Annotated in this window: 4 protein-coding genes; all 4 read right to left on the minus strand. The window is 44.9% G+C overall.

The genetic code is table 11. The features are described from left to right. Nucleotides 1-12: 12 nt before the first annotated feature. Nucleotides 13-1,251: an MFS transporter gene (locus tag M1D71_RS18880; RefSeq protein WP_458123196.1), complete on the minus strand. Its 1,239-nt coding sequence runs from the start codon at nucleotides 1,249-1,251 to the stop codon at nucleotides 13-15. Nucleotides 1,252-1,323: 72 nt separating this feature from the next. After that, on the minus strand, nucleotides 1,324-1,938 hold the full coding sequence (locus tag M1D71_RS18885) for a TetR family transcriptional regulator C-terminal domain-containing protein (RefSeq protein WP_458123197.1): 615 nt from the start codon (nucleotides 1,936-1,938) through the stop codon (nucleotides 1,324-1,326). Nucleotides 1,939-2,078: 140 nt separating this feature from the next. Further along, the gene (locus M1D71_RS18890) at nucleotides 2,079-2,231 is read right to left on the minus strand and encodes a hypothetical protein (protein WP_186327814.1); all 153 of its coding nucleotides are present in this window, start codon (nucleotides 2,229-2,231) and stop codon (nucleotides 2,079-2,081) included. A gap of 28 nt (nucleotides 2,232-2,259) precedes the next feature. Then, complete coding sequence (locus tag M1D71_RS18895) at nucleotides 2,260-16,203, minus strand: amino acid adenylation domain-containing protein (protein WP_458123198.1); 13,944 nt, start codon at nucleotides 16,201-16,203, stop codon at nucleotides 2,260-2,262. Nucleotides 16,204-16,251: the final 48 nt, after the last annotated feature.

A 16,251-nucleotide genomic window follows, 5' to 3' on the forward strand; every position in this document is an offset into this window, starting at 1 on the left:
TCCTCCAATTTCCTAGTCTACGGCCTGATGAGCAACTTCCGGATTCAATGTGTTCACGGGAGCAGTCTGCTCATTGCGAAATTGAATTCTCATACCTGGAAGGATACTCAAGACCATCACGGTAACCGAGATGATATAGACGATAACTAAGGATGTGTTATTCATGAGTACACCTGCCATGGAAGATCCGATAAGCATGGCCCCCATGAATAGCGGGGTGATGGTACCATTTACTCTCCCGATCAAGTGCTCATCAATCTGGGTAACTAAGTACGTGGAGATAATGACGTTGATAAAAGCCAGACTGATGGAGCTCAGGAAACTTATGACAAGAGTCAACCAGAACCAACTGGATAATACTTCACCCATCGTGGTTACAGCCAGACACAGCACCCCTACCATTAGAGTCAACGTTTGATTCAACTTGCCACTCAAAGCAGCAGCGATTCCCCCACCGATCAGCAGACCTAATCCAGATACACCAGACAGGAACTGTAATGACGTCTGCTCAAGTCCCAAACGTTCAGTGATCAGAAATATTTCGAGTGGGCTGATAAGACCTGAAGAGAGTCCCACACAGACGAATACCAAACTAAGCATTTTTAATGAACGGGATTGCCCGACATATTGCCATCCCTCCTTGATATCCGCCAGTAATGAAGTGTCCGTTTCCCGCTGGGCGGAATCTTTCGGCAAAAAAGTAAGAAGAATAGCGGAGGCCATGAACAGAATAAGTAATGCATACATCGAGGTTTGAATCCCCATAACGGTATATATAAAAGTTCCGACGATAGGCCCGAGAATCAAGAAAAGAGATTGACCACTCTGTGTAATGGCAATTGCAGACTGCACATGCTCTTCCTCTACATTTCGCTTCACAATTTTCACGGATGATGGCTGTGAAAACTGACTAACGATAGAGGACACAAAAGTGGCAACATATAAAATCTGCCAATAACCAGAAGACAAGATGGCAATAATCATTACAATGGATAATGCACTGAGCATGTCGCCCAGTATCATTGTACGTTTGGGATTCCAGCGATCAGCAAGTGCACCGCCAATGATGGAGAAAACGAAAATCGGAGCGTACTCAAGGACCGTTATAAGCGAGACCGCTATGGGATTGCCCTGGGTTTGATCCATCACATAGTAAAGGATCGCCATATTCCGTATCCATATAGCCAGATTTTGCAGTAGATCAGACCCCGTGACGATAAGAAAAGCTTTGTTCCTGAACAATGTGCTCATTCTCCATCTCCCTTTAAACCGACTGTCCGGTTTGTTAATTTTCAAAAGAAAAACTGATTATACATCAGCTTTTCATTGTTGAAGTTGTTGGATGCCCACTAACATGCTGGCAATACCTTTTTTGTAGAGTCGTCTGATATCGGTCAGATCCTTCTCATAATAAAGTGTGCTTAATCCGTTAAAAAGACCGTTAATAATGTGCATTAAGTCCTGTGGGTCTTCCGGTTTCAGTTCGCCATCCTCAATCCCTTTCGAGATGATCCGCTCATAAGTCATATAAGGAATTCGGATCAGGGAAAGCATCTCATCCAGCATCTCTTGACTGACCACCTGACCCGAGACAAACTCGTTAATCGAATGATTGAGCGGATTCGCCAAATCGTCAACATAATGATCCGCAAGACCATACAGTTTATCTACGGACGTCTCGTACTGATGTTCCTTTTCCAGCCATGAATCCATCCACTCTTCGTTATTGAGTTTGATGAGATACATGAAGAGTTCTTCCTTACTTTTGAAATGATAATATATACTGCCTTTACTTCGATTATTGATTGTACATATGTCCTCCATGGAGGTTGCACTATATCCCTTTTGGGCAAATAACTCTTTGGTATTACGAGCAATATCCATCTTGATCTGAGCAACATCTTTTCTCCGTTTGACTTCGATTGAAGACCCCTCCATCAAAAGACTGACCATTCAGTCTAATAGTATCACATCCAAATTTTTCCGTCAATGCACTTTATGTATGTACCCTCTTACATATCTCATATTTTCCTGAGATTTGCAAGAGGGTACATTATGAAAACTTAAATTATTATTTATTATTTATTTTTATCTTCATCTTCTTCTTTGAAAGCGTCACTTAATTCCTGTCTAATCGTCTCAGGCAGTTTCTCTGTTTCTTCCACCAATTCATTGATCTCTTCGGGTACTTCCTCGTCCCTTACAACTCCGAATTTGAAAAATTTGCTCATGTTTTTCTCCTCCTATGAATGGTTTATATTAGTGTATCACAGAATCTTTCCAATAGTTCATTTGATTCAGATGATCAATAAGAATATGAGGTTTCTCCACAATATGTTCGAATAACCTCAGATACTGATTTGTAAACTGTTCCATCTCCTCCCGAGTGAAACTTGCCACCCGATAATCAAAGTGGATACTGAAATCTTCTCCAATTTTCTGAGCTGTAACATAGATCTCATACTCACTGAACTTCCATTCATACTTGAATGGAGTAATCTGAATATCAGAAATTTCTACAGAGCGCTGAGCAAAATTGTTGAGGTTAAACATGGTATCAAACAGCAAATCCCCATCGGGTGCAGAAGAGAAACCTGCATCTTCCATCATTCTTTCATATGGATAATCCTGATGATCAAATGCATCTATTTGGTTAGCCTGGAGCTTAAGAAGATATTGGTGATACGTATCGCCTGTTGATATAATATTTCGCAAGGGAATTGAATTAATAAACAAACCAACCGTGTCCTGCAATTCAGGTCTTCTTCTGCCAAATGCATACGTTCCTACAATCAGGTCCGTTCTCTCCGTCTTCTGATGCAACGTAAGCAAATATACCGAAAATAAAATAGCGTAGTCCGTTAAGCTTGAATCATGGAGCTTTTCTCTAAGTTGTACGAGATGGCTTGCAGGTAGCTTCACAACTATCTGATCTCCCACATAAGAAGTGATGTCCTTGTCACTTACACGTTCGCTACTTACCGTAAAGGGTTGGTAGCCGCGAAGTACTTCCTTCCAGAAGATTTGGGATTCTGCGTATTCTCCCCGATCAAGCCTGTCTTTTTGCCAAACGGCATAATCTTTATATTGTAACTGAACAAGCGGAAGCGTTATCCCCTGATAGAGCTGAATCAATTCGTTCATCAGAATGCCTACGGATGTACCATCCGATATGGCGTGATGCATGTCCATCAGAAGTACGTGATCCTCTTCTCCCATATGGAGCAGCTTCGCACGAAGAAGTGGTGGCCGTGCTGTATTGAACGGTTGAATAAAAGATTCCATGATACGTATTCTGTCTGACTCTGACTCAACGTTCTCTTGAATCAGGTCAAAAGGAGTCCTTTGGTGAATACACTGAACCACTTGTCCTCCCTCGTTGTGCAATGAGGTACGCAGAGCTTCATGGCGTTCAATTAGAGCCCTAAAACTATTCTCCAGCCGCTTCGCCTGAAGTCTTCCCTTGATATGAAATGCCATTGGCATATTCCAATGATTATTGTCCTCGCTTGCTTCGTAACCGTAAGCTTGATAAGGCGTTGCAGGATAAGTGCTCTGTTCAAGTGCAGGAAGAATAGGCTCATATTCATCATGATAAAGGGCTGTTCCTTGCTGCTTGATGTAAGCGGCCAACAACTTTATCGTCGGATACTTAAATACATCATGCAGATCTATCCGGATATGAAGCTGCTCCTGGATAAGTGTATTTAACATCATGGCTTTCAGTGAATGTCCACCGTGTTCAAAGAAATGATCCTCTGTACCTGCACGTTCAATGCCAAGTACCTGTGCCCAGATTATTGCCAAATCCTGTTCAAGCGTATTTTGGGGGGCACAATAGCCGTTCATCAGTTGATTGACTGGCTCTGGCAGGGCTTTTCGGTCTATTTTCCCATTGGAGTTGCGCGGCAGATTATTCAGAAACTCAAATCTAGACGGGATCATATACTGTGGAAGCATTGAACTTAACTCTTGCCTGATATGGGCCTGTTGTTCCTGTCCAGCCTGTTCTTCCCATTGCAGTACAACGTAGGCCACAAGATAAGAATGGTTTTGTTTATCCCGTTTGGGAACAACTACAGCCTCCCTCACTTCAGGTAGTGATATCAAGCGATCCTCGATTTCGGGAAGTTCAATACGATTGCCACGAATTTTGACTTGCTGATCCAGGCGATCCAAATATTCCAGATTTCCATCAGGCAACCATCTGACCAAATCACCAGTACGATAAATGATCTCTCCAGGTGTTATAAAACTTTTAATGAATCGTTCTGATGTCTGCGCAGGCTGATTGAGATATCCCAAGGCCAGGCCATCCCCACCAACATAGAGTTCCCCTGGAACACCAATCGGCTGTCTTTGTCCCCAACGGTTAAGCACGTAGACTTTGGTATTGTGAACCGGACGCCCAATAGGTACATTCCTTCTATCTCTCAGCGTTTCATCCACAGTATAGGTTGCAGCAAAAACGGTCGTCTCTGTAGGTCCGTATCCGTTAGCCAATCGGTGTGGTCCCAGATAATCCAGAGCCTTTAGAACATGACTTCGGGAGGCTGCTTCGCCGCCAAAAAACAGTTTGCGAACATGTATCAGACTGGTCACATCATAATCCACAAGGGTATTGAACAGTGTAGCTGTCATAAAAGCAGAGGAAATCCGCTCTTCTTTCAGCGTTCTGGCAAGTTCAGCTGTGTGTACAACGTTCTCCCTGGGAATCAGCACCAGAACAGCCCCATTAAGCAATGCGCCAAATATTTCATAGGTTGATCCATCGAATGCATAGTTGGACAACTGCAAAACCCGATCTTCCGGCCCCATATCCATGAAACCATTATTCACACTTGTTCTCATGATATTCCGATGCGTAGTGACGACTCCTTTGGGTGCACCCGTCGATCCAGATGTGTACATGACATAGGCAGGTGAATCAGCCGTCCATGTGTGAACCCGATCAGATACAACCTCCTCCTTGGCCACTTCATCCCATAAGCGTTCGTCTAGCAATATCGTTTGACCCTGAAAATCAGGTACGCCCAGATTAATTTCAAAGATTAATAGTTGGGCTTGGCTATCTCTCAGCATGTAGGCTAACCGATCTTCCGGGAATGTCGGATCAAGCGGTACATATGCGGCTCCCACCTTCAAAATCCCCATAATGGATACGATCATGCCTATGGAGCGATTAGCCAGTAATCCTACCACTCCACCCGAGGCGATTCCCTTCAGTCGGAGTATCTCTGCAAGCTGATTGGCCCTTATCTCCAACTCTCCATAGGTTATCTCCTCCGTACCCATCACAACGGATGGACGATCCCCATATTGCAGCACTTGCTTTTCAAACCTTTGTGATATCGTTTCTTCCCTCGGGTAATCTACGATCTCTCCTTCGAGACTTGCCAGGTGCAGCCTTTCCTCCGGAGTACACATCTCAATCTTCATGATTTGCTCATAAGGGCGAATCACCATTTGTTGCAAAATATGTTCATAATGATGCATCATGCGCTCAATCGTTTCCGAAGAGAACAGATTTTCATTATATTCAACGGTTAGGCTCAGGCCTCCATCGTGCTCAACACTTCCCCATGTCATATCGAACTTGGGCTCACTCGATCCAGAAGGTATCTGACGTATGGAGATCGAACTCGCTTCAGGTGATGAGTGCTCCATGTTCTGCAACACAAACATCGTATCAAATAGCGGATGGCGGTTCAGTTCTCTGGGCAATGCCAACTGTTCAATTAACTCCTCAAGAGCATACATCCCATGTTCGTAGCCCTGCAGCAACAGGTTGTGAACCTGTTGAATGTATCTCTGTACTTCGATCTCTCCCTCGGGTCTCAATCTCAATGCCAACGTATTCACGAACATGCCAACCACGGATGCAGTATCTGCATGTTCCCGCCCGGCTGTAGGTACACCGATGACGATATCCTCCTGTCCGGCATATTTGGACAATAGGATGGAATAGCCCGCCATCATTACCGTATACAACGTTGTTTTATTCTCTTCTGCCTGCATCTGCAGCTGCTCAGTCAGCTCTGCTCCAAGCTGCATCTCTACTCGTGCCCCAGTAGCTCTATCCGTTCTGCCATAGGCATTGTCATAAGGAAGATTCAGCACCGAGAGTTCACCTTGGAATTGATTCAGCCAGTATTCCCCACTGCTTCGATAGCTTTCCGCGTTCTTCTGTTCCTGTTCCCAGACAGCATACTCCTTGTACTGAACAGGAAGCGGCTCAAACTTTTGTTGTTCATACAACTGAAACAGTTCACTGAAGATAATACTGGTCGATGTACCATCAGAAACAATATGGTGAGTATCCACAACCAAAATATGCGTATTTGCTGAAGTACTTAACAAGCCTGCACGAATAAGCGATTTGTGATCTCTCAGATTGAAGGGGCGAATGAACGAATGAACAGCCAATATACGCTCCATCCTCCACTCCAAGTCTGCTGCAGGCCATATGCGTTGTCTGAGATCCCCTTGAACAAGTTCAAAAGACGTACGCAAAGATTCATGTCTATGGATCAGGGAGATGAAAGCTTCCTCGAGTCGCTCAGCAGAGAGTTCACCTTCAATTTCAAATATCATTGGCATATTGTAACTGGTACTCTGCTGATCCATATGTTGAAGGAAAAATAGTCTCTTCTGAGCCGACGAAGCAGGGTAGGTATCTTGAACCGTCACTGGTTGCAACGATGCATAACGATGGGTCCCTCTAGCTTTTTGAATAAACTTGGACTGATCCAGCACGGAAGTGTAGGTAAACACATCCTGTACCGTCAACTTTACATCAAAAGCTTTATGGATCTGGGCAATAAGAGACATAGCCTTAAGAGAATGCCCTCCAAGTTCAAAGAAATGGTCGTGAATGCCCACTCTTGATAACCCCAGAACATTGGTCCAAATTTCGGCCAGTTCAGCTTCGAGTGGATTGGTTGGTGCAACATAACTCTCGGTTACCAGGGGTTGTGGCTTCGGAAGCATTCTCTTATCCACTTTGCCATTACTGGTGAGCGGAAAAGAGTCAAGCAACGTGTAAGTTGAAGGCACCATATAATCTGGAAGATCTTGAAGCAACTGTTCCCGAATAATACTCGCCAGCCTAGGCTCAGATGTCGAATGAGGAACGATATATGCTGAGAGAAAGGAGTGTCCTTGCTCATCCCGTCCAGATGTTACCATCGCCTCTTTAACTTCCGGCAATACAAGAAGCCTGCCTTCGACCTCTGTCAGCTCCACTCGATTGCCACGAATTTTGACCTGCTGATCCAAACGATCCAGGAATTCCAAGTTTCCATCAGGTAACCACTTCACCAAATCTCCTGTACGATAGAGTCTTGTTCCTGACTTCAGCGGATTCTTACCAAATCGCTCTTCCGTCAATACTGGTTGATTCAAATAACCCTGTGCCAGTCCTTCTCCCCCGATATAGAGTTCTCCGGGTACCCCAATTGGCTGTCTCTTTCCCCACGAATTAAGCACATATACCTGTGTATTGTGAACTGGGCAGCCTATTGGCACATTGCTTCTATCGCGCATACTCTCGTCCACAGAGAATGTTGTTGCAAAAACAGTCGTTTCCGTTGGGCCGTAACAATTAATAATGCGATGGGGACCAAGATAATCCAGTGCTTTCAGGACATGTTTTCTGGAACCGGGCTCCCCACCAAAAAACAGTCTTCGCACATGTTTCAGACAACTCAAGTCGAAGTCTACCAGCGTATTAAACAGTGCCGTCGTCATGAAGACAGTTGTAATTCGCTGTTCATCCAATGTACGGGCCAGTTCTGTAATATGCAGCATGTCCTCTCTGGAAATCAAGATAAGCGCGGAACCATTCAGCAAAGCTCCGAAAATGTCATATGTCGATCCGTCAAAAGCATAATTGGACAATTGCAGCACCCGATCCGTAGGCATCATGTCAATGAACCCATTCCGGATACTGGTCTTCATAATGTTACGATGTGTAGTCACGACTCCTTTGGGCTTCCCGGTCGAACCCGATGTATACATCACATAAGCTGCATGATCCGGTTGGGACTTTTGATCCCACTCGAACTCTTCGTTAAAAGGTCCGCTCCAGCACTGTTCATTTAACACCATCGTTTTCCCAGAGAATCCGTGAACAGCTCGACCTTGTTCAGCAATGAGCAATTGTGCCTGGCTATCTTCAAGCATGAAGGCCATGCGCTCTTGTGGAAAGCCCGGATCAAGTGGAACGTACGTGGCTCCGGATTTTAGAATGCCGAGAATGGACACGATCATTCCCATAGAGCGATCCGTTAACAATCCGACTCTGTCTCCCGGACGAACCCCTTCCTGTTTTAACGTTTCAGCCATCCGTATAACTTTCATACCCAGCTCACTATAGGTCATGCTCACGGAGCCCATGATCAAAGCAGGACGATCTCCGTGCTGTCTCACTTGTTTTTCAAACCGCACTGGTATTGTTTCTTCTCTTGGATATTCAACAACTTGTCCTTCATTCTTCTCAAAGTACAGGCTTTCCTCCAATGTACACAATTCAATATCGTTGAGACTCAGATTGGGATCGTTGACCATCTGTTCAAGAATGTGCGCATAATGGGAAGACACTTGTTGGATCCTGGCATGGGAAAATAAGTCGGTATTATATTCAATCGTCATGGAGATGTCTTCTTTCAACTCATGTCCAGCCCAAGTCATCTCAAACTTGGATCGCCCTGTTGTGGTCTCCATCTGATCAATATTTAGCTGATCCGCCTTTAGCTGAGCCATGTTCATGTTCTGTAGTACAAATAACGTTTCAAACAGGGGATGACGACTCGGCTCCCTGACCATTTGCAGATGATCCAGCAGCTCTTCAAGTGGGTACAGCGCATGATTGGAGCAATCCAGTACACGTTGCTTCAATGAAGCCATGTACCCTGCAACCGTAAGTTCCGGCTTGATTTCGCTGCGCAAAGGCAACGTTTTAACAAACATCCCCACCATGGAAGCCGTTTCGACATGATCTCTGCCTGCGATCGGTGTACCCACAATGATATCTTCCTGTCCGCTATATTTGGATAGCAGAATGTAATATGCGGCTAATAGCAGTACATACAAGGTTGTATCCTGGCTCGCCGCGAGATCGGTCAGGCGCTTGGCAAGAACGTCACCCAGCAGGAATGTATGCTGCGCTCCTTCATAGCGCTGTACTCGTGGACGCACATTCTCCAGAGGGAAGTCCAATATCGGCAGCTCTCCCTCATACAGTCGATGCCAATAATCACGAGCAGCACTGTAGGCTTCCGTTGATTGCTGTAGCTGCTCATAGGCAGCGTAATCTTTATACTGTTTTTGCAGAAGAGGTAGCTCTTCACCTTCATATATTCTGAATAACTCGTCGTACATAATCGCTGTTGATATCCCATCCGAAACGATATGGTGAACATCCAGCAATAATAGATGCTGCGTATCCGATTGCTTGCGGACATAAGCTCTAAACAAGCTTGGAGCTAACAAATCAAAAGGCAAAATACATGACGCCACCCATGACGCCTCGTCATGATCTATAGACCCGTATTGCGATGTGCCATTATTTACTTCTGTCATAGCAAGTTTCCAGTCCAGTTCGCCCGGCGCGTGTACCTGTTGTCTAACCTCATCGTCTTCCACTAAGAAAGAGGTTCGTAAGGACTCATGGCGCTCAATCAACTGAAGCAGAGCGTTTTCGAGTCGTTCAATATTCAGATGACCTTCGATTCGTAATACCATGGGCATATTATAACTGGTACCCATATTTTCATTTTGCTGAATGATATACAATCTTCTCTGAGCAGAAGTCACATTATAACTTGTATCCTGTTTCACAGTAGGGAGGGAGACATGCCTGTGAAGCTTGTCGTTCCCCTGGATAAGCATTGCCTGCTCCCGAATGGTAGGATGGCTGAAGATATCCTGAAGGCTTAGCTTTACATCAAACTTCTGGTGTATTTTGGCTACCATGGTCATCGCTTTAAGCGAATGTCCTCCAAGATCCAGAAATGATTCCATCATGCCCGGAAAATCCTTCCCGAGAACTTCGGACCAGATATGCTGCAACTGCTCTTCATACGGGTTCTCAGGCTGTATAACCTCCGCCGTATTCCATTTAGCCGCAGGCTCGGGAAGAGCAGAATGATCTACCTTACCATTGGATGTCATCGGTATGGTGTCCACAATAAGAATAAAAGCAGGAATCATATATTCCGGAAGTGACTGTCTCAATTCATCCTTCCACTTAGAAACCAGACCGGAGCTGTCCATCTGCTTCGTAGCAAGGTCTTCGGGCACTACATATGCACAAAGAAGGGAACCCTCGCCACGCTCCTCTTTGCGCGCAATTAACACTGCTTCATTGACGGAGGGAATTTCTTTCAATCTGGTTTCAATCTCACCGAGTTCTATCCGGTTGCCCCGAATTTTGATCTGATTGTCCATTCTTGCCAAGTACTCTAGTTGGCCATCCTCTCTCCAAACAACTAAATCTCCTGTTCGATATATCGTTTCTCCAGGGACAAATGGATCTGGAACAAAGCGTTCTTCCGTCAAACCGGGCTGGTTCAGATATCCTTTCGATACACCTTCCCCCCCGATGTACAGCTCACCAGGAACCCCTATAGGCTGGAGTTGGTTCCAGCGATTAAGCACATACAGTCGTGTATTGTGTATCGGCCTTCCGATGGGAACCCGAACATGTTGACGCAAACTGTTTTCAACCGAATATGTCGCAGCAAAAACAGTGGTTTCTGTCGGTCCGTACCCATTCACAACACGATGCTCACCCAAGTAATCCAGTGCTTTCAGTACATGTTTAATCGATGCGCTCTCTCCACCAAAGAATAGTTTCCTCACATGTTTGAAGCATGTAACGTCATAGTCGACCATCGTATTGAACAATGTCGTCGTCATAAAGGCAGACGTAATTCGTTGTTCATCCATCGTTCTGGCCAGCTCGGCAGCATCGAGTAAAGTATGTTTGGCGATTAATAGGAGTGATGCACCATTTAATAGTGCCCCAAAAATCTCATAAGTTGAACCATCGAATGCATAATTGGATACTTGAAGTACCCGATCGGCAGGGGACAGTTCACTGAAGCCATTGTGAATGGCTGTCTTAATAATATTTCGATGACTGGTCATAACCCCTTTGGGCTTACCGGTCGAGCCCGAAGTGTACATCATATACGCTGTTGCTTCCGGTGAGATTGCTGGCAACTTCCAATTGCTGAACTGTTGCTTCGTCCTTGCTGCCTCTTGAAGTATTGCATCAAGTGACAGATGATGTGTTGTACATCCAGCCATAGTTAATTCATTGGCTGTGATCAGCCAATTGGCCTTGCTGTCTTCCATAATGAAACGCTTGCGTTCTTCGGGAAAGGAAGGATCAATAGGAATATACATAGCACCTGTCTTGAGAATCCCAAAAATAGCTATGATCATTCCCAGAGAACGATCTGTCAAGAGACCTGCAACATCTCCTTGCTTCATTCCTTTTTCCATCAGTACGCGTGCAAATTGATCTGTCACTTCGTTGAATTCCCTGTATGTCAAGCTCTGATATTTATCCATGACCGCAATCTGATCAGGAGTTCGGGCAGCCTGCTCCTCAATTGCTGACGAAATACTGGATTGACGTGGGTATTCTGCCTGAGTTTCATTGCAAGCAAGCATAGCGGATTGCTCATCGTTCGTTAACAAATGAATTTCCCTCAGCCTCATGATGCGGGCATCACCCATTTGTACAAGTATGTTTTTGAAGTGATCAATCATCTTCAGAATGGTTGACTTTTTATAGATGGAGGAAGCATATTCCACTGTCCAGTTCAAGCCATGGCGATCCTCTTGGCATCCCCATGTCATATCAAATTTGGCATGATTCCAGTCCCACTCTGCTGCAGTAAATGTAGTTCCCGTCAGTTGGATTGGGTGAATATCCATATTTTGCAGTACAAAAAGGGTATCAAACAACGGATGCCGGCTAAGATCCCTTGACAGTTGAAGATGCTCAAGCAGGTCCTCCAGAGGGAACTCTCCATGCTCTTGCGCCTCAACAAAATTGGACTTCACCCGAGCTATGAATTCATCCACTGTGAGTTCACCTGGCACCTGATTACGTAGGGCCAGCGTATTGACGAACATACCCACCATAGGCTGAACATCTTCGTGATATCTTCCGGCAGTGGGTGAACCGACCACAATATCCTCTTCTCCGGTATATTTGGATAACATGATATTATAGGCAGCCAGCAAGACAACATATAGTGTGGTTTTATGCTTAGCAGCAAGACCTTTTAGGCGATCCGTGAGCTCAGATTCAAGTTGAAATGAGATCGAATGCCCTTCATAAGATCGAACGGAAGGCCTGATATAATCAGGTACAATCTCTGTACTCGGAAGTTCACCCTCGAATTGAGCACACCAGTATTTCCGATTATCCTCATATCTCTGACTTGTTCGCTCATTCTGTTCGTATACGGAGTAGTCTTTATAGTGTAGGTTTACGGGTGACAACTCTTCGCCCTCGTATAATCGGGTCAGTTCTTTATAAATGATTCCGGTAGATACACCATCAGATACGATGTGATGAATATCAATGAACAAGAGACTTCGATCGGATGTTACTTCAGCAAGGGCTGCACGGATCAACGGACCGGTTGAAAGATCAAATGGCTGTACAAATGTCTCAAGATGTAAGGCAATCATCGTTTTCTTACCATCAACAGCATCCTTGCCGCGATACATCTCCACTTGTTGTTCTTGCATTTCATAGTCGAATAGCTTCCAGTTTAATTCCGCAGGCTCCAAAATATGTTGCCGCAAGTGTTCACCAGACCAGATGAAACGCGTTCTTAGAACCTCATGCCGTTGTATAAGCTGTATGAAGGCCTTCTCAAGCTTATCCCGGTTAAGTTTCCCTTCAATCTCCAGTACCATTGGCATATTATAACTGGTCTCCAAGGGAGCAAGCTGCTGTGCAATATACACTCTTTTCTGCGATGCGGATACCGGGTACGAGTCCTGTCGTTCCGCGGCAGGAATAGCCTTATATACACTTTTGCGAGAATTTTCAATGCATACAGACATGTCCCGCAGTACTGCTGCATGGAACACTTCATGCAAAGAAAGCTTTACGTCCATCTCCTTATGTATTTTGGCTACCAGCATCATAGCTTTTAACGAGTGACCCCCAAGTTCAAAAAAGTGATCCCCGGCACCTGGTTTAATGCCCAATACATCTTCCCAGATCTGAGCCAGCTTATGTTCGGTATCTCCAGACAGTGGCTGATTTTTGGGTTGACCCATCACCTTTGGAATAGGAAGGTTTTTCCGATCGATTTTGCCATTAGAATTAAGCGGAAATGCACGAAGAATCTGGAATTCAGCAGGAATCATATATTCTGGTAAACGGTCTTTCAACGCCAACTTCCAATTCTGAATTTGCTGATTCTGCTCCACATGAGCATCTGCATATTGAACAGGGATGATATATGCACTTAAGTTGGAACTCCCCTGCGCATCCCGCCATGTCGTAACAAGAACATCTTCCACTCCGGAAAGAGCCCTCATCTTCTCCTGCACCTCTCCCAGCTCAATGCGGTGACCCCTGATTTTGACCTGATGATCCTTACGATCTATAAACTCCAAATTTCCATCAGACAGACGTTTAACCAAATCCCCAGTTTTATACATTTTCTCATTCGGAGCATATGGGTTATCCACAAAGCGTTCCAGCATCAATTCTGGAGCATTCAGGTAACTGGCCAACCCTTCACCGCCAATGTATAACTCTCCCGTCACACCAACAGGCATTGGATTACGTTTGGAGTTCATGACATAAGCAGTGGTGTTATGGATCGGTTTGCCTATGGGTACGAGATCAGGCCGCGTAATCGGATAATATGTCGCATAGACCGTCGTTTCTGTTGGCCCATACATGTGCAATAATCGTTCTGGTCCCAGGACAGCAAATGCTTTGTTTAGATGCCTGATTGAAGCTTTCTCACCGCCAAACAGGAGATGTCTTACCTTGCTGAAACAGCTCGGGTCCCAATCCACCATCGTGTTAAATAGCGCAGTTGTCATAAAAGCGACCGTAATCTCTTCCTTCGTGAACATATCGGCAAGCGAAGCTACATTCTGCATCTGTTCTTCAGTAGTCAGTACAAGCGTCGAGCCATTCAACAATGCCCCGTATATATCGAAGGTAGCCCCATCAAAAGCATAATTCGAAATTTGCAGAATCCGATCTTTGGAGTTCAGTTCCACATAACCATTATTTCGCACAGTCTTGATGATATTTTGATGAGTTGCAACCACGCCCTTAGGTTTGCCAGTTGAACCCGAAGTATAGATAATGTACGCGGCATCCCGAGGACCCGAAAGGATATCAATCTCTTGGTGGTTGTCCGAGTTGAATGAACGTTCATGCATCATCAACATATCCAAGGTTAAGATATCTCCCTCATAGCCAGGCAATTCTAATTCAGTGAAACGAAGCAGGGATCGTGCACCACTATCGTGAAGCATATGGGTCAATCTTTCGGCGGGAAATGTGGGATCAAGTGGAATATAGGCAGCGCCAGCCCGAATTATAGCCAACATGCCTGCGATCATCTCCATGGATTTCCGGGCAACCAGACCTACCTTGTCTCCTGGCTTTATGCCATGCCACTGTATCGCTTTGGCCCAATCTTCAACCAGAGCATGGAGTTCTACATAAGTCCATGTCTGATGAGCGAATTGAATCGCTGGATGATCAGGATATAACTCTACCTGTCGAATAAATAATTCTGAAATGGACTGGTCCCTCGGATAGTCTGCTATGGTCTCGTTCCCTTTCGCCAGCATATGGTTTTCTTCCGGGGTCAGGATACGAATATCTGAAACACTTATCTCGGGTTCTCGGGCGATTAATAGGCAGGCTTGCTTCAGGTGAACAAACAACCGCTCGATAAAAGGACCCGAATATACTTGCTCGTTGTAATTGATCTTGACCCGAATCTCCTCACCTGGACCTATGGAAATGTTCAGATCATAATTGGTATGTTCATAGGCTTCAATGGAAGTAATATCAAATCCCAGTTCAGACTGTTTGGTATCAAACATGCTGGCACTGGACGGGTAGTTCTCATACACCATAATATGATTAAACAGCTGACCATTCTGGCCTGCTTCTGCCTGCACTTCAGCGAGAGACAGATAGCTGAACTCCTCGGACAGAATGGCATTTTGGTGTGTCTCTTTTAGTAATTGGGCAAATGACTGTTTCTCATCCGACGTTATTCTTACAGGTACAGCGTTAATGAACAAACCTACAATTTTCTCCACATTCGGTATGGCAGCCGACCTTCCAGACACTACGGTTCCAAAAACCACATCGTCAGAATTACTGTAATATTGAAGCACGACTCCCCATAACGTCTGAAAAAGACTGCTCATTGTGACCTGATATTTACGGCTAACATCCATTAATTGCTCTGTCAGCACCTTACCCAAATTAAACGTAATCTCTTGAATCGACGGTGGTTCGGCTGAATCCGAAGCTATTTCCGCAGGGAAGTCTGCTCCGATCTCATAACCAGAGAGATATTTCTTCCAATAGGTTCTGGCTTCCGTCTCCTGCTGTTCACCCAACCATTTAATATATCTTTTATAGGGAATAACACGATCAAGTTGTGCAGGTGTTCCGTGAATCTCCTGTTTGTAGAGGGAGAACCACTCCTGAAAAATGATACCCAGGCACCATCCATCAATCAGAATATGATGATTGCTCCAGATCAGCGTATATGCCGCCGGGCCGGTATGAATGATTTGCAGGCGTAGCAGGAGATCTTTGGACAAGTCAAAAGGTCGCTGGCGGTCTTCTTCTGCCATCTGCCGGATCATCTTCCGTTGCTCGACTGGATCAGACTCAGTCAAGTGATAGGATTCTACTTTTATTTTTCTGTTACGTAACACGATTTGTCGTGGTTTGTTAATCTTGTCGTGAATAAAGATCGTCCGAAGCGTATCATATCTCTCGATAACTTTGTTCATGGAGCGTTCCAATGCCTTGACATCGATGAATCCTTCAATCGTAAAAATCATTTGCTCGAAATATACATCTCCCTGGTCGTAAAGCGAATGAAACAGCAGTGCTTCTTGCATTGGAGATAATGGATAAATATCAGCAATTTCCGGTTTGTTCATCATCCCTTATGTCCTCCCCTTAAATCTATAGATAGCCGAAGGAGCCCCGGA

The sequence above is a fragment of the Paenibacillus sp. Z3-2 genome, from assembly GCF_054161325.1.

Excerpts from the sequence above, each read along its gene's own strand:
- M1D71_RS18880 (WP_458123196.1), bottom strand. The coding sequence starts at position 1,251 with ATGAGCACATTGTTCAGGAACAAAGCTTTTCTTATCGTCACGGGGTCT.
- M1D71_RS18885 (WP_458123197.1), bottom strand. The coding sequence starts at position 1,938 with ATGGAGGGGTCTTCAATCGAAGTCAAACGGAGAAAAGATGTTGCTCAG.
- M1D71_RS18890 (WP_186327814.1), bottom strand. The coding sequence starts at position 2,231 with ATGAGCAAATTTTTCAAATTCGGAGTTGTAAGGGACGAGGAAGTACCC.
- M1D71_RS18895 (WP_458123198.1), bottom strand. The coding sequence starts at position 16,203 with ATGATGAACAAACCGGAAATTGCTGATATTTATCCATTATCTCCAATG.